Annotated in this window: 12 protein-coding genes and 1 pseudogene; all 13 read right to left on the bottom strand. The window is 52.7% G+C overall.

The annotated features are described in order from the left end of the window. Positions 1-580, bottom strand: a pseudogene (locus HMPREF2804_RS11095) (hypothetical protein); the annotation flags it as partial. Positions 581-851: 271 nt separating this feature from the next. Further along, positions 852-1,661, bottom strand: coding sequence for a parapinopsin (locus tag HMPREF2804_RS05145; RefSeq protein ID WP_246824166.1), 810 nt, complete (start codon positions 1,659-1,661; stop codon positions 852-854). A gap of 486 nt (positions 1,662-2,147) precedes the next feature. Then, positions 2,148-2,975 carry a hypothetical protein gene (locus tag HMPREF2804_RS05150; protein ID WP_070627566.1) on the bottom strand — a complete coding sequence of 276 codons (828 nt, stop codon included), beginning with the start codon at positions 2,973-2,975 and terminating at the stop codon, positions 2,148-2,150. An 8-nt stretch (positions 2,976-2,983) separates the two neighbouring features. Next, positions 2,984-9,280, bottom strand: a complete 6,297-nt coding sequence (locus tag HMPREF2804_RS05155) for a DUF6531 domain-containing protein (protein ID WP_070627567.1) — start codon at positions 9,278-9,280, stop codon at positions 2,984-2,986. After that, positions 9,277-10,317 (bottom strand): hypothetical protein, encoded by a 1,041-nt coding sequence (locus HMPREF2804_RS05160; protein WP_070627569.1) that lies wholly within the window; start codon positions 10,315-10,317, stop codon positions 9,277-9,279. The genes HMPREF2804_RS05155 and HMPREF2804_RS05160 overlap by 4 nt, the downstream gene beginning before the upstream one ends. Positions 10,318-10,688: 371 nt before the next feature. Then, on the bottom strand, positions 10,689-11,801 hold the full coding sequence (gene ccsB, locus HMPREF2804_RS05165) for a c-type cytochrome biogenesis protein CcsB (RefSeq protein ID WP_070627571.1): 1,113 nt from the start codon (positions 11,799-11,801) through the stop codon (positions 10,689-10,691). A gap of 3 nt (positions 11,802-11,804) precedes the next feature. Beyond that, positions 11,805-13,559 (bottom strand): cytochrome c biogenesis protein ResB, encoded by a 1,755-nt coding sequence (locus HMPREF2804_RS05170; protein WP_239661926.1) that lies wholly within the window; start codon positions 13,557-13,559, stop codon positions 11,805-11,807. 15 nt (positions 13,560-13,574) lie between these two features. Continuing rightward, positions 13,575-14,534 (bottom strand): cytochrome c biogenesis CcdA family protein, encoded by a 960-nt coding sequence (locus HMPREF2804_RS05175; RefSeq protein WP_141750936.1) that lies wholly within the window; start codon positions 14,532-14,534, stop codon positions 13,575-13,577. Between the two features lie 49 nt (positions 14,535-14,583). Further along, entirely contained in the window at positions 14,584-15,216 is a 633-nt protein-coding gene (locus HMPREF2804_RS05180) for a TlpA family protein disulfide reductase (RefSeq protein WP_070627622.1), read from the bottom strand. 79 nt (positions 15,217-15,295) lie between these two features. Next, the gene (locus HMPREF2804_RS05185; RefSeq protein WP_070627576.1) at positions 15,296-15,985 is read right to left on the bottom strand and encodes a histidine phosphatase family protein; all 690 of its coding nucleotides are present in this window, start codon (positions 15,983-15,985) and stop codon (positions 15,296-15,298) included. A 56-nt stretch (positions 15,986-16,041) separates the two neighbouring features. After that, positions 16,042-16,296, bottom strand: coding sequence for a glutaredoxin family protein (locus tag HMPREF2804_RS05190; RefSeq protein ID WP_070617779.1), 255 nt, complete (start codon positions 16,294-16,296; stop codon positions 16,042-16,044). Between the two features lie 239 nt (positions 16,297-16,535). Continuing rightward, complete coding sequence (locus tag HMPREF2804_RS10745; RefSeq protein ID WP_005504750.1) at positions 16,536-16,634, bottom strand: 30S ribosomal protein bS22; 99 nt, start codon at positions 16,632-16,634, stop codon at positions 16,536-16,538. A gap of 312 nt (positions 16,635-16,946) precedes the next feature. Then, positions 16,947-19,865 carry an FCD domain-containing protein gene (locus HMPREF2804_RS05195; protein ID WP_070627579.1) on the bottom strand — a complete coding sequence of 973 codons (2,919 nt, stop codon included), beginning with the start codon at positions 19,863-19,865 and terminating at the stop codon, positions 16,947-16,949. Positions 19,866-19,885: the final 20 nt, after the last annotated feature.

A 19,885-nucleotide genomic window follows, 5' to 3' on the forward strand; every position in this document is an offset into this window, starting at 1 on the left:
GCATCGCCGGAATACCCACCGCAAAAAAACCAACCATGAATAGCATCACCATAAAGGCAAAGGACATAAACGTACTCTCAGTTCTCAGCTCCCGTTCTTGTGCCTCTACCTCCCGAACCTCAAGCTCCGCAAGAAACACCTCCAACTCATCCGGCGACATCCGACTACGACGCCGCAACTCCAACAACTGATACAGCAAAACCCCCGGATACAACCCCGTCACCACAGCAACAAACCCAAACATAGACGGAAGATTCCACGGATACGGCAAAATCCCCACCACCAACATCCCCACATGAGGAGACGCCAACCAAATCAGCTGCGACACAGTACTAGCATTCAGACAATAAAAAAGACACCCAGTATAAACCGTCCCAAACACAGGAAACAACAGCACATACCCATAAAACAACACATTCTCACCCACCGGAAGAGAACGCGACGTCTGAAGAATAAACCCCAGCAAAGGCCACCCAATCAAAAACTGAGAAATCCCAATAAAAATCCCAGAACTCCACCAATCAATCGTAGCCAACCACTCTTTCCGAACACCCAAAAACATCTCACCTTCCCCCACCATGTTTTCACCATCTTTCTGCGGATAAGACCCCAACTACACCAACAGCAAACCTTACAAGTAAATTATCCGAACATACATTTCCCCCAGAACCGCATAATCATACCAATTGCTAAAAGCAAGAAACATCAACCTACTAAAAATCAAACTAGAATTTAATCAGAATAAATATGCTCTAGAAAAAATAAACCAACTATTCATACCATTTTCTGTAAAAATTAGATATTACATTTTTATTCCATTAAAAATATGCGTCAGATGTTCAACTCTAGACTTATCTTGTGATATTACCCAATTTACGACGTATAGTATCCTTAACCAGCCCTAGCCAACCCTCTCCCATCCAAAAAGCAACCCACCATGGAGCCACCAACAACACCACCGGATAACCCCACACCCACAACACACCCACCACGCTCACCACCAGCAACACAGCATACACCCACCCCGGAACCTTCCACTCCAACACACGCTTCACCAATACCGACACCGCCATACCGGCTACTGTCACTATCACCGCAGGAAAAATCATTGGGGACGGATCGTACCCCTTCCAATGCATCGCCGGAATACCCACCGCAAAAAAACCAACGATTACAAAAAACATTAAAAATAATAATGATACATAAACATCAGCCGTCTTTTCTTCGTGTTGCTCCTCGCGAGCTTCCCGAGCTTCATGCTCACGCTGATACTCCTCCACCTCTTCCAGAGACATCTTCGCCAGACGATACAATTCATAATAATTGTTCATTAAAATACCCGGATACAACCCACACACTACAGATCCAAAACCAAGCATCGACATACCGCGAAAAGGCATCGGGAAAAGACCAAACAAAAACATAAAACCAAACGCAACAGGCACCATCCACCCTAACGCCCGCCGCGGATGCAAAAACCGAAACAAACAAAAATTAACCGCAATACCTACAAACGGCAAAGAAAACAACACCACATAAAACGGCAAATGAGGACCCATCATAGGATGCGACGGCGCAACCCGCACCACCAACCCCACAATAGGCCACCAAATCAACACCTGCACCACCAAAGCCCAAAACGGACCCCAACCCCAATACACACAATCCCGAACACGCACCCGCACGCCTACTCACCACCCTTCTGTGGATAAGAGCCCAACTACACCAGCAGCAAACCTTACAAACAAGTTATCCAAGCATGCATTTCTCACAGCACCACACAATCATACCAATCACTAAAAGCAGAAAACATCACCCTAACAAAACTCAAGACACAATAAAAATAAATATAAAACAGCAACCAGGCCGAATACCCTAAAACAATATTGAACAAAACCAACAATAGTCACAATCATGAAAAATAAATTATTTACTAAACTACATTTCAGCATATGAATGATAAAAACACATAAAGATAACTCAATCAATACCAGAATTACTTTCGTCTAAAATAATTAGTAATAAATCACATACTCGTCGAATTATTATAGTCGGCCCCATAATAAATTACTAAATTGATTCTTCAGCACTAAAACCACTCTGAAAACACAGGCCGATAGAAGTAAGCAAAGATATATAATCATCGTCTAAGAATATTCAAATCTTATTACCCTCCGTAATGCGAACTCAACAGCATCGACTAAAGCATCACCAACCCAATACGCAATCCACCATGGAGCAACAACAAGTACAATCGGATAACCCCACCCCCACAATACACCTACCACGCTTACTACCAGCAATACGGCATATACCCGCCATGAGCCATTCCACTTCAATATACGCTTCACCACAACAGATAACCACAACCCCACCGTTGCCACTATAACTGTTGGCAAAAGCATCGGAGAGGCGTCATACCCTTTCCAATGCACCGCAGGAATAGCCAACGAAAAGAATCCCGTCATAAAAACAGCAGTAATACAAAAAATTGCCACATAAATGCTTCCTACCGTATCACTATTTTCTTCGTATTTTGCGTTTTTTTGCTCAAGCTCAATTTTATAAGCTTCCACTTCCTCAGGGGACATCTTCGCCACACGATACAACTCATAATAATTATTCAACAAAATACCCGGATACAACCCACACACCACAGAACCAAACATATACATACCCAACGCACGAAAAGGCATCGGGAAAAGAACAAACAAAAAAGCTGACAGAAAACTACACAGCCAAAAAAGACCTACAGCTATATCTGCACGAAAAAACCGAAACAAACAAAAATTAACCGCAATACCTACAAACGGCAAAGAAAACAACACCACATAAAACGGCAAATGAGGACCCATCATAGGATGCGACGGCGCAACCCGCACCACCAACCCCACAATAGGCCACCAAATCAACACCTGCACCACCAAAGCCCAAAACGGACCCCAACCCCAATACACACAATCCCGAACACGCACCCGCACACCTACTCACCACCCACAAAATCAACATCAGAACCCTCTACAGGGTCAACATCCTCATCCCAAGAAACTCCATCGGCACCAGAGAATTTTTCCTCACCCGAAACAATACCCTCAGAATCTCGCACACCAACAGGACCCTGAATACCCTCAGGCCCTTGCACATTCTCAGGCTCTTGCACGTTCTCTGGCTTACGAACATTTTTAGGAGCCTGAACATCCTCCAACTCTTGTATGTTTTCCGGCTCCTGAATATTCTCAGACTCCAGAACTCCAACTTTGCCACCGGGACCAAAACCATCAGAATCAACACTCAAAGGAACCGGAGAAGGACCAGGAGACGGCACAGGATACGCAGGAGCACCCTCAAAATTCAAAAGCCTATCCACCCAATACTTCTTCGCCGCATCAGACAACGCCACCAAACTAGCATTCGTCGTAGAATTCAACGATAACGGACCAAAATCACGATACTGACGAGGCACCGGCATCGGATGTTCCAGCCCCATCTGCCGATAAGACCCCAAATACCCAGGAGCCTTCAACGGCTGCCCCAAAGAACCGACCTTCACATCCTCCAACTTATGATTCTTCGGACCGAAATTACCCACTTGGCTCAATGTACCTCCGGACAAGAAGTTATATACCTTATCTCCACCCGATGTAGGATTACCCGACATACCAGCCCACAGCTCACCATTAGCCACACTCATACCACCAGCAAAACCAGCTTCCAAACTCTTCTGCCCAATACCGTTGGGTTTAAAACCTAAGTATTTCGCCACAGAACCAGCAGCAGGACTCGCCGAGCCGCCCAGTATATTACCTGTAGCACCAGTCCCCGCATACACTAAAGCCTCGCCCAAATCCCAATCCTTCGTCGGGTCCAAAGCAGTCTGCGCACTATACGCAGTAAGGTTCGTAGTGCCACCAGTTAGTCCATTCACCGCAGCATTAGCACCAACAGCCTTTAACCGTTGACCTACAGTAGGTTTCGCTGTTCCTGATGAGGACTTACCCACATTCACAGGACCGACAGCACGCAACTCACCTGAGGCACTCTTAGAGCCGATCTGAGTGCCTTTTGAGGCAACCGCAGCCGCAGGAGCACCAGGAACCTTACCTACCTGAGCAGGACCAGCAGCTTTCAAACTTGAAGCCCCCTTCGATCCGGTAGCGATAACAGGAATAGCCTTCCCCTGACTCGACGACACAGTCACCGCCTGTACCGGAGTACCTGAACGTACACCTGTAGAAGCGCCTTTTGTGCCAGCGGCAACCACTGGCACATTCTCCCACTTCACAGCAGTTGGAGATGCCGAAGTAACTTTCGACTCCACGTTTGCAACACGCGCTGCATTACTCGAAGAGTTCACAAGGTTAGAGCCCTGTGGAACAAACCTGGTCTCTGCCGCAATCGCACGCTCACTTGTTTGAATCGCCGACGATGTAGAAGGAGAAAAGGTGCTACGCACTTTAGAAAAACCCTCCACAGCCTTAGGAGCAACCCATTTCTGAACACTGTAAGCGGCACCATAACCGGCAGCCGCTGTAAGACCTCCAGTAATACCACCCACGGTGGCTGCAAAGGCCACATCGCCAGTATCAACATACCCGCCGCTCTTCAAAGAAGCATTGGAGTTCAACGTTATACTGGCTGCCATACTGCTGCCTGACACAGTCCCGGCTGCAATCGCCACACTTAAACCGGGAATAGGTATGGAAACAATGGAAACAACTATGCCAACTGCGATAAGAGCACGCGAGACTTCTTGACGGTTCCTGCTTAACCAGCCTTCAAAGCTTGTATCTTGTGCGAGCGCAACAGAGACCTCAGTTGTACCCCATGGATCCACCATATTCATGGGGCTAGAGCCCACGAAAGAATAGGGGTCTGCGAACCATGGCGAACCGGCCACTGGCGCTAGTGGATCAGTCGACAGGAAACGCTTCGAAACACCGTCAAACGTGCGGGCACCCATGACATCCAGCCCGGCGATACGCACGCTGCCGGCGCCTGTAAAGGATACTCCCTCAGGTAATACTTGGCTGAACGGGTCGAAGCTCCTTATCCCAGGAATATGAGCTATACCCGCTGGATCAGGCACACCCCACGGATTTAATCCTTGCGGAACACCTACCTGAGAGAACCCGCCGTCGCAATCCGGTGCACTCACAGCTCCCACGCCCAAAACCTGTGGGGTATCAGCTAGTGAATCCCACAGTACAGGCATTGAGATGCTGTCTACACCAGTAACCTGAGCCAGTTCACCCGTGGCATCCGTGACAAGACGTACCCGGGACGCCACGCCGCGTACACCCAGAGCCTCCGTATGGAAGGCATCAGAATTTGACGTAGTCGTAACCGCGGAAAGACCACCCCAAACGCCCCACTCGTACTCGCGAGCTATACGAGTACCCTGATTTGAAGCGGTATATTCACGCACGCGGTACCCTGCCGCATCATAGGCATAAGTTGTGGTTACGCGGTTAATAACTTCATGGTGAAGCCCCACAAACTCTGGGGCTATAGCAGCTGCGTACTCCAAGGTCTCGATCTGAACCAGTTGATTGAGGACGTTATATTCAAAGGAACGTTCACTCAGAACGGTACGTTTGTGTTGCTCTGCATCATCCACACGGTAGAGTTTTTCGCTCACCATCAGACCGTTCTCAAAGACCCATTCATATTCAAGATCGCCCTCACGAGCACCGATCAATTGACCGGCGGCATCATAGGAGTACATCACTAGTGAGTTGTTTGTCTGCACACCAGCTACACGCCCCTGGGCGTCACGGGTTATCTGGGTCTTCTTATTTATTCCCTGATTTTCAGCTTCTATGCCGCCTGCAAATTCGGAGGCTTCTTCAGCAACAAGATTTTTGCCGTATTCCGAGACTCGACCTGAAGCGTCAAACCGCCAGGTAGAAACAATATCCCCTACCTGGGCACGAACAAGCTGCCCCATCACATCATATGAATATGTGGAAACAATAGACTTATCTTCACCGGTACTGCAGGTTTCGCGGCGAACCACATGACCCGCGCCGTCATACACCGCATGCGATGTACCGTATGGAGTTACTGTGGCAGTGCGGTTACCGTCGGCATCGTAGGAATATGTGAGAGTATATGCACCTGTAGAAACAAACGTATTGAGCGCCTGAACCTGGTTCTCGACGTCCGTAGATTTGGACATCTTGTGCTCTGAATCTGGTGAGTGAGGGTCAATAACAGCGCTTCGGGAACGCTTAACGAGCTGCCCGGCGGAATCATACTCGTAGCGGTGCTCAACATAAGCTTCCTCCGGCGCACGACCGTCAAGAGCCTGAGCAGTGGCGTAATCACGTACCCACACATTACGTCCCTTATTTTCACTGCCGTACTGTGCAATACGCACACCATCGCAGAAAGCATACCGAAGCTCGCCGCCGCGTTTATAGTCGTACTCGTAGGTGCGCTCATGTACACCGTCGAAAGCGCGGGTTAGACGGCCAGCCGCATCATACCCATACTCAAAGACGATACCCGCCGCGTTAATGATGCGGGTCAGACGGTTCAAAGCATCGTATTCGTAGCGAGTGATCTGCCCAGTAGAATCCATAACCTGCGCAATATTACCCGCAGCGTCATACTTCATGTGGGTGCGGTTGCCCAGCCCATCAATGGTCCGAATCAGCTGACCAGCGGCATCGTAGGAAAAACGACGATAGCCATACGTGTTATCGCGCAGCCCCACCAGACGACCGCCCTGATCGTATTCATAGCTTGCACTGCGAGCACCCTTAGTCACCTTGATAACACGACCGGCGGCATCATAATCGATATATTCTGCGGAGCCATCCGGAAGGATACGCTCCACGACTTGGGAAGCGGCATCATAGACCAGACGCGTGACAGCCCATTGAGTAGGTTCAGAATCTTGTGTTATCTCAGCAGCTGGTACCGGCTCATCAAGGCTCACCGCGTACCGCTCTAGACGACCTGCTGCATCATATTCATAAGTTTGCACGCGTCCAGCAGGTGAAACTACCCGTAACGGGCGACCTGCAAGATCCCGAATAATGCGAGTTAACCCACCCTGCGCATCCACAATTTCAACAGGATTACCGGCATGATCGTAGGTGATAAATTCCTCAGAATCAGGCTTTTCGGAAGACCCTACTTTAACTCCCGTTTTCTGGGCGACCACACGACCGAAAACATCGATCTGTTTGAAGGAATTACCGTAAGCATCCGTGGTCCTTTCCAGACCACGCTTGCGGTCGACGTTCTGCTTGACCTTCACCCCTGTGGGGTCAGTTTCAGAAGTTCGGTTCCCCACGGGGTCATAGGTGTACCGAGTCACGCCGCCTAGAGGGTCAATGGCGGCAATAAGTTGACGGATTCCGTCATACTCATAAGTCCATGTTGCCCCTGAAGCCTCAATAACTTGGGTCAGGTTACCCGACTGGTTATAAATATTCTGGGTGGTGCGGCCTAACGGGTCAGTCACAGAGGTAATTTCCCGGGCTCGATTATAGGTCAGAGTAGTAACGTTTCCGTATGGATCTGTCACCGCATGAGGCAGATTTCCCTGCTCTTTGTCATCAGCAATCTCACCCTCTAAACCAGCAAAACGCTGCGCAGTGCGCAAAGTCGCAGGGACCCGCGGTGCCTCTCGGGCTTCTTGATATAAGAAACTCCAGCGAGCACCGGTAGCTTCTTCGAAGCTGGAAATCATGCCGGAAGCGTTGTATCGAATACGAAGAGTTCGCCCTAATGGGTCAATGACCTGTGTTACGCGCCCAGCACCATCACGTACCAGAGTAGTTGTGTTTCCCACACCATCCGTCATGGTCTTCAGATCCCCATGAATGTCATAGGTCATGACGGTGCACACCCCGGTGGGGTCTATGGTCTCCACAAGCCGACCGTGCTCATCCCAGACCAACTGGGTTTTCGCACCGTTGCTCTCAATAACGGCTGAAGGATTGGGGTTAACTGAATCTGCGTATTCATAAAAAGTAGTTACAGGAGTACCCAAATTCCGTACATCCCTGGCATCACAGACCGAAACCCCGGTGACACGGTTATACTCATCCCAACTGTAGGTATAGTCGGTTCCCTCCGGGGTACGTTCGCGGACTAGCCGGTCATGCTGGTCGAAGGAACGGCTGGTAATAGAGCCATCACGATCAGTAATACTGACTCGATTATCGCCAGTTCCGTACCGAATGCTGTAGCGTTTCCCGTTCCCATCTGTAACCCCCGTAAGACGCCCTTTAGGGTCGCTATAAAAAATGTTAACCCTTAGTCCGGTCTCAGCCTGAGCAACAGTTGTTACGCCTGCATCCGTATAACTATAAGAAATATCGTCATCATATTCAGTGTGCTGATGTATTACACGCCCGTTGTCATCGTAGGTATTCGTGACCTCAACGTGTCCATTAACATCGGTCACCTCATGGATCAAATGCTCCGGGGTGTGGGTATACGTGCGGGTACCATTCATCTTCTCCACGGCGCAGAGGTGACCTGAGGCATTCTCCCCTTCAGGCACGTAACTGTAGCCGACGGCAGTTTGGGGAGCACCCGCACTTATACCCGCAGTATTGTACGTATATGCTTGCGCGGGGCGTAATCCACCAGTGGAATCAAGCTCGTAATCTATGTGAATAGCCCGATGCGCCACAGGATGCACGAGGTCTGTGACAATACGTTGAGGTACGCTCTCAAACTCAAACGTTGCGGTAGCGTACACAGGAACCATTGCATCGCTCAAATGCCCGACCGCAGTACCCACCCAAATGCCTGCCGAGTTATATATATGGCGCGTATGTTTGTTGTCTTCAATGACCCAGTAATGTGATGTGAAGGTCAGCTCTCCACGTTTTTGCGAGAAATCTACCTCTTCATGCGAGTTTTGGGCAAGTTCTTTCTCGCAGTTATGCGCCTGCTCGAATGCCTGCTGCATTGCCTGCGTGATCCACTCATACAGTTCATCGCTAGGCAGTACTTTGGTGAGCCACCAGGGTTCCTGCGGGGTGCGGTCATACCCATCACCCGAACGACTAAAGTGCAGAATACGCCCGTCTTTGGTATACCACTGAGCATTTTCTGAGGTAAAGTCAATCCAAGTATCCAAAGTGGAGCACCACCCGAGCCCAAAAATTCCTGAAGGAATTTCCTCTGGATGTACCACCGCAAAACTGTTATACATACGCTCCAGAGATAATGCAGTAGCGGCAGTATTATCAAAAGCTAAATCAAGCTCATACTCAATAAAGTTACCTGTTGCAATATTAACTGGATCATTCAAATAACCTGAGCTAGGATAAGCTCCCGAAATACCTGCCGAAGGTACATAAGGAAGCATATGTTTTGTTGGGAGTTTTTAAGGTCTTGATCGTTTACAAATACACTGCTCTCAACAGAATGCAGAACTCGGGGGTCCGAAAGATTGGGATTTGTTTCGCTAATCTCCCCCTGGCTACCAGCTTTCCAGAGCTCTTCCCCAATCTTTCCAGCACGATACGCCTCCACAAGGTTATCTTGGGACCAGACATAAACAGCGGCGATGAGGCTTTCTGCATTAAATTCTCCCCAATCGGTACCATGCCTAAAAGCTTCATAAGAGGACTTCATCGCGTTATAGTCTTGCTCTACACGAGGATTCATACTCTTAATCATGTTGTAATACTTAATAAGATGCTCAGGAATACCCGAAACTTTTCCTTGAGCTAACTCATTCATATTTATATCGTCTTCATTTATCTGCTGAGAAATATATTTCTCAGTTGCAGGACCTTCTCCACCACAGGTAGGAAAACTTGTCCCAACTTTTAAGTTAGCTCGCGTATAGTCAACTTTTTCATTGAACTTCTTTATAGAATTTGAATTATAGATTTCATAATGAGGACGAGGCTGTGGTTCAGGCTTAGGAGGCATAGGATCTGTAGGATTTAAGTGGCGATGTTCCGGCTTTACAGGTTTAAGAGCCCCATGATTCGCCCTGAGATTGTGTTTCATATTGTCAAGGGACTCTTTCATGGACTCCCATTCAGTAACTTCTTTACGAATACGAACTTCCTCGTGGGCGGCAGCAATATATTTTTTCATATTATCTTCGGCGTTCCGAAGGGATTCGATGAGTTCTGCTCCCATCTCAATGAGACTGTCAGCATTACGAGAGAAGAGACGCCCATAACCACCCTCAAGCTGCGACTTTGCATATTCTGTGACTTCATTTCGGTCACGTGCCTGGTTTTCAAGGGTTGTCTTGCAGGTTCGGAGAGCTGCATGAAACTTCTCAGCTTCCTCAAAATCAAACTTAATCGAGTTGGTATTTGCATGCATGGGTTTATCCCTCTTCTCTCTATCATCGGTCAACGAAAACCGGGCACATGACATCTTTGACAGCATTCCAGCGGTTGACCGGGTAGATATCTCAGGGTAGCTTGAGGATGGCTCACAGTGGTTGGTTGTCCTCAAACGTATGCCATACACCGTTCGGTATCACCATTATACGAAGGCCTCTAATAAGAACCCAGAATATTCGTCAAATATTTTAATGACCCACAATTACTTTCTTTGTAATCTTTTTGGATCTTTGGGTGAAGCTGCTTCTCATAAAACGTGTGGACGGGGTTACACGACCCCGTCCACACGTTTTATGAACTTAAATTTCCAAAACTACTGCAGTATTCCGTTATCCACTGTTATCCCGATTACAACCCCGAATATGAATGCAAACCCGAGAAGAAAATATTCACGACCGTGAAATTAAAGATAATGCATGCATAGCCGATAATAGACAGCCATGCCGAGCGGGGGCCTGCCCAGCCGCGAGTCGCGCGTGCATGCAGATACGCCGCATACACCACCCAGATCACGAAGGTCCACACCTCTTTGGTGTCCCAGCCCCAGTAACGTCCCCACGCGTGATTCGCCCAAATCGCACCTGCGGCAAGCGTAAACGTCCACATCACAAACGCCAGCGCGTTCATGCGGAACGCAAAATTCTCTAGAGCCTGGGCGCTCGGAACCAAGCGCATAAACGCCCATCCGCCCGACTTCCCGTTCAGGATGCGCTGCTCGCGCCTGGTCTGCACCAGCTGCAGTACAGCCATCGCGAAGGTAATCGTGAACACCCCGGAAGCTAACACTGCAATCGATACGTGAATTACCAGCCAATAGCTTTGCAGCGCAGGCTTCAAATGCCCCACCGGCGTGGGGAAACCAATTGTGGCGGCGCACAGCATAATGAGCACAAGCCCAGACACCAGCGTGCCCACGAAGCGCACATCGCGGAATATGAGGGTTATCAGAAACACCGCAGACACCATGAGCGCGCCTGTGGTGCAGAACTCGTACATGTTCCCCCAAGGCACGCGCTGAGCCGCGATACCGCGCATTATCACGGCGGCGGTGTGCACGAGCGCGGCAAGCACCATCACAACCACGGCGATGCGCGCGGCGGGGCGGCGAACGCCCGTGTACAGCATCGCGGAATCGGCAACCTCACCTTCGAGAGCCTGTGCGGCAGCACCCTTATACCCCATGCCGCGTTCGCCGGTGCCCTGTTCGGTACCGCCCGTGCGAACTGTATCCGCAGCGGTATTCGCCGTCGCGGATGCGCCAGAAACAGCGCCTGCACCAACCTTTATCTTCGCCTTGACGGTGGGTTTCTGTGCGGTACCCTCAGACCGCCCTTCCAGGCGCCGTGTCACGCGCGAGTTTGCCACCACATCGGAGGTGAACGCAATAAAAACGACGGTGTAAATCAGCGCCGCAATGTACATAAATAGTTCGCTGGAGCGCGCTAATGAGTCGTTCAGCATCGGCTACTTACCCTCGTTTTCATCATGGTTATCATCATCAAATTCTAGCCCCCAAGCGGCGGCGAAAGCATCGGTGAGGCGTTCGGCCTCGTTCGCAAGGCGCGGATCTTCCCCGCGTGCCAGCAAACCGTATTCGACCACGAGCACGCCATCGGCGGTGTGGGTACGCACCCATACACGGCGGCGCGCCACGAAAAGCGAGACGATAAGCCCGGCGAACGCGACCACAAAGGAGTACAGAACAATATTCTGCCCGGGGTCGTGGCGCACATCCAGACCGACATAGCGCTTATACCCCAAAAACTCGATCTTTCCCTTGTTATCGGGCAGCACAGCTTCGGGATTCTGCGCGCTCAGTACAATGCCGTTGCCCTGTGCCATGGAGTTCAACTCTTGCAACTTAGAGGTATCGAGCACGTACACATTCTGCGGCTGCCCCGAGTTGAGCCCCAGATCGCCCGAATAGGACTGGAAAATCAGCATGGGGTTTGCGGGGGCGGAATCTACCGAGTGGGGTACGGTGGTGCCGCGCGCATAGTCACCGGTAGGCAGGAACATGCCCACAAAACCAAGCTGGCTAGGTTTGGCGTCCGGAACCTTGAGCACCACCGATGAGGTGTATTTACCGTCCGTGGTAATGCCCACCACGGTGCCCTCATAGGCGACTTTACCTTCGCCATCCGTCACTCGCACCACGGGCGCATACCCATTACCCGAGAGGAAAATACTGGTACCGCCAATATCGACCGGTTCGTTCACCTTGAGGGTCTTCTGCTCGGTGCCGCCCTGCGGATCATGCACCGTCAGCTCCGCCTTATAGTCAAGGTCTTGCCCGTAGGTGTGGCTGTCTTGCTGGCGGTCGTAGCGCACCTGAAAATTATTGAGCGTAACCGCATACGGGGTAAGCCAGTCGGGGTTGTAATTCGTGCCGGGGGTAAACGAATCGTAGCCAATCAGCGAATTGACGAAAGTTTCGTCCTGAACCAGAATTTTTTGTCCGCGGTACCCATAGAGCGACCCGAAGGCGACCCCTACCAGAATGCCAATCATCGCCACGTGAAAGAGAATATTGCCTATTTCGCGCAGATACCCGCGTTCGGCACCGACCGAGTAGTGGTCGTTCTCTTCGTCCCGAATTTCAACTCGGTAGTGGCTCTTTTTCAGGATGCGCGCCGCATCCTCAATCGCGCCCTTGGCACTCAGGTTCAGCCCGGCATCCGCCACGGGAATCTCAAGCTGACGGTGCACCGGCATACGGGAAAGGTTTCTGGGGGTGCGTGCCGGGGGCTTACGCCAGTCTTTCGCGTGTTTGATGGCTCGCGGGGTTACGCATCCGATCAGCGAAATAAACAGCAGCAGATAGATGGCAGAGAACCACGCCGAGGAGAACACGTCGAAAAGCTGAATTTTATCGGCAAATTCGCCCCAGCCGGGATGGTTCTTAATGTAATCGGTAACCTTGGTAGGGTCTTGCACGCGCTGGGGGAAAATCGAGCCAGGCACCGCTGCAACCGCCAGCAAAAGCAGAAGCATGAGCGCCGTGTTCATTTTGGTCAGCTGAGTCCAGCACCAGCGAAGCATGCCCACGAACCCGAGGGCTGGCGCATTTTTGCGCGCTGGTTTACCGGTTTTCTCGGTCTTCTCGGATGCGTTCACGGCACGCCCGGCATCTGCGGTTTTGCCCGCCTTGCGGTTTGCGGTGTTTGTATCCTTTGCCTCTGTTGAAGTATTTTCATCGTCACTGTGTTCGGAAACCATGACAGCCCTCCTTTCTTAGATCGGTAGTTCGTAGGCGGGTAATGCCGCCTGTATCCATGACATCAGCTCGGTCCACAGCCCCGTCATGAGCAGTACTCCGATCAGGATGAGTACGGCACCGCCCACCCGCTGTATGCCTAGGCGATGTTTTCGCGCCCACGCCAGGGTGCTCACTCCCCTGCCCATGCCCCATGCCACGAGCAGAAAGGGAACGCCCAGACCCAGACAGTATGCGAGAGTCAGAACGACTGCCTTGCCGGTGCCGGAACCGCCCGTATATACGAGGGTCTGCACGGCCGCGAAGGTCGGCCCGATGCAGGGTGCCCATCCCAACCCGAAGGTTATGCCCAGAATCGGTGCACCCCACAGCCCGGTGATCGAGCGGCGATGCAGGCGCTTATCGGTCTGAAAGATTGAAAGCCCGCCCAGAAATACGATTCCCATAAGCACAACCAACGCGCCCAGAATCATCGTGACCCAGGACTGCCCCTTGAGCCAGGGTGCGGCGCCGAGCTGGGCGAGGACAACCGAGAGAAGCACGAAAATAGCGGAGAATCCCGCGATAAACAGGGCAACTCCGGCGAGTAACCGCCAGGTGGCTTTGCGGCGAGTTACAGCATACTCATTCGGTGTCTGAGCTTTACTCTCTGTTGTTATGGGCGCAGAAGCGCTGTGATTGTCTATTACATCCTGTGTTTGAGGTGCCGTTGGCGCTAAACGCCGCGCCGCCGCCGGGTTCACGAGGGCGAAAGTTTTCGCATCCACGGGCTCCTCCGCATGCCCTTCAGCTTGTGATGCGCCCGTTGCCGGTATATTCGCCCCGGTCAGCCCCGCAACATATCCTAAATACCCCGGAACCAGCGGCAGCACGCACGGGGAAGCAAAAGAAATAAACCCCGCAAGCGCGGCAAGCGGTATCGACAGCCACAGCGAGCCGTCTAGCACGGTTGAGCTGATGCTCGCCACGGGAAACACCACTGCCCCGGCAATAGCGATGAGCGGCTGAACGGGCGTGTGCGGCACGCTAGGCACCCTTCATCACGGTCTCGACGAGGGTTTTCAGGATGGACGGGTTAGCCTGCCCCAGCACGCGGGATGCCACGCGCCCCTTCTCGTCCAGGATCACGGTGGTGGGCACCGCCTGCGCGGGTACGTATTTGCTGAGCGAGAGAAGAACCTTGCCTGTAACGTCTTTGAAGGAGGGGTAGGTGACGTTGAAGCTGCGCTCGAAGGCTTCCGCGGTGTTCTTCTCGTCGCGCACATTCACGCCGTAAAAAGCGATTTTATCTTTGAATTCTTCGGAGAGTTTCTGCAGGTCGGGTGCTTCGGCGCGGCAGGGGGCGCATCCTGCGTACCAGAAGTTCAGCAGTACCGGTTTACCGCGCAGGGATTCGGCGGTCACGGTTTTTCCGTCGAAGAGTTCGCCGGTGAAGGCGACAGGGTCACCGCGTTCGGCTTCCTGGTATTCGGTGACGGAACCATCGCCCGCGATATAGCCTTTGTTATCACCCGAATTTGCCTGTTTTGCTAGGGAATCATCGCTGGATGAGCACGCCGAGAGGAGCACGGCACCTGCGGCGGTGGCGCAAATACCCGCGCCCGTATGCAGAAGCGCGCGGCGATTGAGTGGGGTATTTGGCGTCGTGGGTTTTGGCATAGGGTTCATGCTTTCCTTCCGTGCCAGCTGGCGGCGGCATCGGTGTGTGCGAAGGCCTGCGTTCTTAAACTATAGGAGACTAGCTTCCGGGAAGCTGAATCACGCCGCCGTATAGGGGCGAGGCGGGTTCGGAGTATCCGCTCACCTGCGGCATTTCATGGTCAAAATCCGTGCTCTTAAAGTCGAGGGAGGTGATCGAAGCAAGGTTGCACTGGCGTGTGCGCGGGTCGTGCTGCAGCAAGCGGCCTTCTAACCCCAGGCGGGTGACCCAGATGGGCAGCTGATGCGAGACAATAATCGCTTGTGCGCCTTCGCCGCCTTTGTCGTAGGCGGTGCGTGCCGCATCCTGAATAGCGGATGCCATGCGTTTTACCTGGTCAAGGTACGGTTCCCCCCAGGATGGGCGCAGCGGGTTGTAGAGTTTGTCCCAGTGCCCACGGTTGCGCAGAAGACCCCGTTTGGTAACGTGCTCGCCCTCAAAATAGTTATCGGCTTCGATAACCCGCTGATCCGCATGTGCCTCCAGACCCAGCAACTCGGTGATTGGCGCGGCAGATTCGCGGGTGCGCAGCAGGGGTGAGCATACCAGATGCACAATCTTGGCACCGTCCTGCGCGCGCTGAGCAAACTCTTGGGCGCTCATGCGCACCATCTGCTGGCCCTTCTCGGAGAGAGCGTAGTGCGGCAGACGGCCGTAGACAATGCGTTCGGGGTTGTGAACTTCGCCGTGGCGCATCAGGTGAACCGTAACCGTGGGCTGAGTAGTCATTCTCTCAGTTTCTCAGACTTTCGGCGCTACCCCAAAATATATTGCGAAGTGTCCGGTTAGCGGGCAAGTTTCTTGTCGAGAATCTTGCGCATGCGTTTGGGGTTAATACGCCAAAAATCCTTCGCTTCGCCGTCGATGCGCAGCACCGGAATTTCGGTCTCGTGGCGTTTGAGCAGATCCGGGTTATTGGTAATATCGAGCTCGGTATAGTCCAGACCGTACTCGGCGCAGATTTCGCTCACGGTTAGGCGCGCATCCTCGCAGAGATGGCATCCAGGACGGGTCAGAAGTTCAATGACAGGTTCAGGCATAGTTCCCAGTGTATACCCGTGCAGCTTCTTGAGGTTCTGCCGCGCGATCTTGTGTGCCCACGCCTGCCCGCGATATATGTCTGATAGTTATGTTCCCCTGTGCTCTATATTCTTGTTCGCACATATGCTCGGTCGGGAATATATACAGGTCACAGCGCCACATGCACTGGTGCGCCAGAGGCAAAACACCCCGCATCCTTGCGGTTGAACCTGCTAGATGCGGGGCGCAGAAGCCTTAATTACTTCTTATTGCGGCGCTGGTGGCGAGTCTTGCGAAGCAGTTTACGGTGCTTCTTCTTGGACATACGCTTGCGGCGCTTCTTAATAACGGAACCCATAGGATTTCCTCACTTTTCTAGACCCGGCCAAACCAAACCGGTTTGGTAGCTACCCGGGTATGTTTATACCGGTATAAACGCTCTAAAAGGCATTTTAGGCACAGCAGTGCCCAAGCGTTTTGAGAACGCTACCTTCCTAGGGTACAAGGTAATGGCCTATTTTCACCATTTGAAGGGCAGAAAACCTTCGATTTTGCGAGCTTTCTCTCGCCCCCGATGTCTTTTCCACCGCAGCGGATATACATGAGGCGGCGAGAACCACGGGTTGCATACTCCCGAGTTCCCGCCGCCCCAGATGGTGGCGTGATAGCGCTAGTGGCGCCTCTTGCGGTTCTTCTTCCCCTTCGAGAGGGCACTGGCGCCCTTAGAAGTACCGTTCTGGGCCGGTTTTTTAGCCTCGTTTGCGGATCCCTGCGTCTTAGCCTGCTTCTTCTGAGCAGCAGCCGCTTCCGCCGCATGCGCACGCTCGACAGCTCCCAGGACATCGAAGCCCTCAAAAGGATTCGGAGCACCGTTAGCGTCTACCGCAGTCAGAGCTTTCTTGTTAGCAGATGCAGATTTTGAGGCGCTACCTGCTACGGGCGCAGGCTTTTTCGTCTCGGGTTTCTTCGAAGCCGGTTTTGCCGATGCCTGGGCAATTTCCGAAGGGGACGGGGCGGGTTTTACCGGTGTTTTCTCGGTATCTGCCTGAGCCTTCTGCTTGGGTTGAGATTCCACAGGCTTATTCTTAGTTTCGTTCACCGCAGGAGCAACCGGAGTCGAATCGACACCGCTCAGATTAGCCGTTTCCGGGCGGGCAACTGCTGGAACGGGCTGCGGTATTGCTGCAGCCGCAACCGAAACATTCTTTGCCGGAGCCTGAGAATCTGAATCCTTGCGATTGGGGCGTTTAACCGCCACGGGCTCAGCGGTCGGGGTCGGCACCGAATCGGGTGAAGGCTCGTCCAGAGTAATCGCGCTCTGCAACTCAGAACGTATCTCTTCCGGAGTTTCCTCCAACTCGACATTCGCCGCCGCCCTCTGAACGGGCGCATCCGAAGGTTCTGCCTTCACAGAGTCAGAAGAATCCGTCTGAGGGGTCTCTGTGGCGGGTTTCTCGTGCTTCGCCGAATCTACGCTCTGTGCAGGGGCGGATGCGGGTTTTTCCGCAGGCTTAGAAATCTTCGAATCCGTCTTATCCGAAGGTGCTGCCTCCGGCGCGGGCTCGGCGCTCTTAGAAGTTGCATCGCTCGATGGCTTCGAGGGTTTCGGCGCCTCAGCAGGCTTGGGAGCCTCTGCCGACTTTGCGGGTGATGGCTGAGCCGCTGGTTTCTTCGGTTCTGTGGAGGCTTCCCGCTCCTGCTCAGCCACCGAAGACTTGGAGGTCTCGGCGGAGGCAGCGGCAGGGGTATCCTCAGATGATGAAGCAGAAGCGGACTTAGGCTCTACCTTAGGAGGTTCTGCCGCAAATTTCGCATTGTCTGCGGCTTTCTGCTCGGCCGCCTCCTGCGCCTCAACCAGCTTGACCGCCTGGGTATGCGGCAGATCAAGACCGAAGTAATGGCGGACGCGGCGAATCAGGCTGATGCGCTCGCTCGCGGGCTTCTCCGCTTTCTCTGGCTTTTCGGACTTGCGCGGTGAGAATTGCGAGGGTCGCACGGGCGGCACGTTTCGGCGCAGGGGTGCACGAATAACATCGTCCTCCCCCTCAGCTTCGGTCTGGGGTGAGGTTCCGTTCTCGGCCTGCTGTCCCATGGTGCGCCACGGAATAAGGCCGGTCGCCACAAGTTCTTCGGCGGAGATTTTACCCACCGGAGCCTTCTCGACATAGACTTCCCGAATGTGTTCTTGTTCGTCGGGTGTCTCTTCAGCGTCTTTATCCTCGGTGCTTTCGGTCGAGTCTTCGTGAGAGGCAGAGTCGTCCTGCGCTTTGCCCTGTGTCTCTTCCGAAGACTTGGATTTTTCGGATCCATCAGCAGACTTGTCCGTAGCTTTTTCTGCCGTTATCTTTTCAGCAGATTCTTTGTCCTGTGCCTCGTCAGATACAGACTTGCCGGGTTTTTCAACCGGCAGGACGTCATCCTCAAATTCGGGCTGCACACTCTCAAGCTGGCGTTCGTGCGCTGCGGTTTCCTCAGGGGGATCGATCGGAGACTCGTGGGTGCTCTCGACGGTTTCCTGCTGCTCGGGAATGTCAGTCGTGGGAGTATCACCTGTGTTCTCGGCGGAGGCGGTTTCCTCTGCTTCGTCTTCCTCGAAACCCACAGCCACCGGAGTCGGCACGCGCATACGCCCCTGACGACGGCGTGAAACGGTGGTTCCTTCACGAATAATTTTTGGAAGCTGCGCGGCCGGAGATTTCTCATGCTCAGCCTTATATTCTGATTCGGGAATATTCTCGTCGGTATCCTGCTTTGGTTCCGCTTCCTCGTGTTCTTCCATGTCAGCGTCGGCTTCGGGCTCTTCGGAAGAATCAGTGCTTTCCTCGGAGTATTCCTCCTCCTGGAATTCCTCGTAGTCCTCAGAGGGGTCACCAGGCATACCGTTCGGGGTATTTGCTGCCTGATCCAGTTCTATGCCAGCTTCGGAGTATAGCTCTTGCAGCTGGTGGGCAATTAGCTCGCGCGCGGTGCGGGCATCGCCGTCTTTGACAGCGTCTACAATGGCACGGTTTTCCACCCGGATGCGCGTCATCGTGCTGCTCCACAGCGGCAAACGTCCCATAAGCGACAACAGGGAATCGAAGGAAGACTGGCGGATCGCAACCAGCAAGCCCACGACCAGTTCGTTACCCGCCAAACGCACCAGCCGGTGGTGGAAGGTCAAAAGCTGGTCAAGAAACTCGCCAATACTCAGAGTATCGTCTTGGAGCGTCTCAAGGGCCTCATCAACCTCATCGAATGAGACCTTGTCAGGGTCAATATTAGACACCGCCCAGCTCTCAAGCAGGATGCGGGTCTGCAGCATATCGCGGGTTGGGTAACGCGATGTAGACATGTGCAGACGAATGGGCCCCGCAGCCGCAGCCGCCGGTTCCTCATAGAGATAAGGAATGATCTCTTTACCGCGCCCAGAGTACAGGCGCATCAATTCCATATCTTCAAGGGTTTTGAGTGCATCTCGGGTTCGGGAACGTCCCACACCGATGGCGTGGGCAATCCGCTGATCGTCAGGAAGGCTTTGACCGAGCTGAATATTGCCTTCAAAGAGCTCGGTCTCAAGCCAGCGCAGAATCTTGCGATGAATAGCCAATGAGAACTCCGTTTATACGA

The sequence above is a fragment of the Rothia sp. HMSC065G12 genome (assembly GCF_001811455.1).
GTDB classification, from domain to species: Bacteria; Actinomycetota; Actinomycetes; order Actinomycetales; family Micrococcaceae; genus Rothia; species Rothia dentocariosa.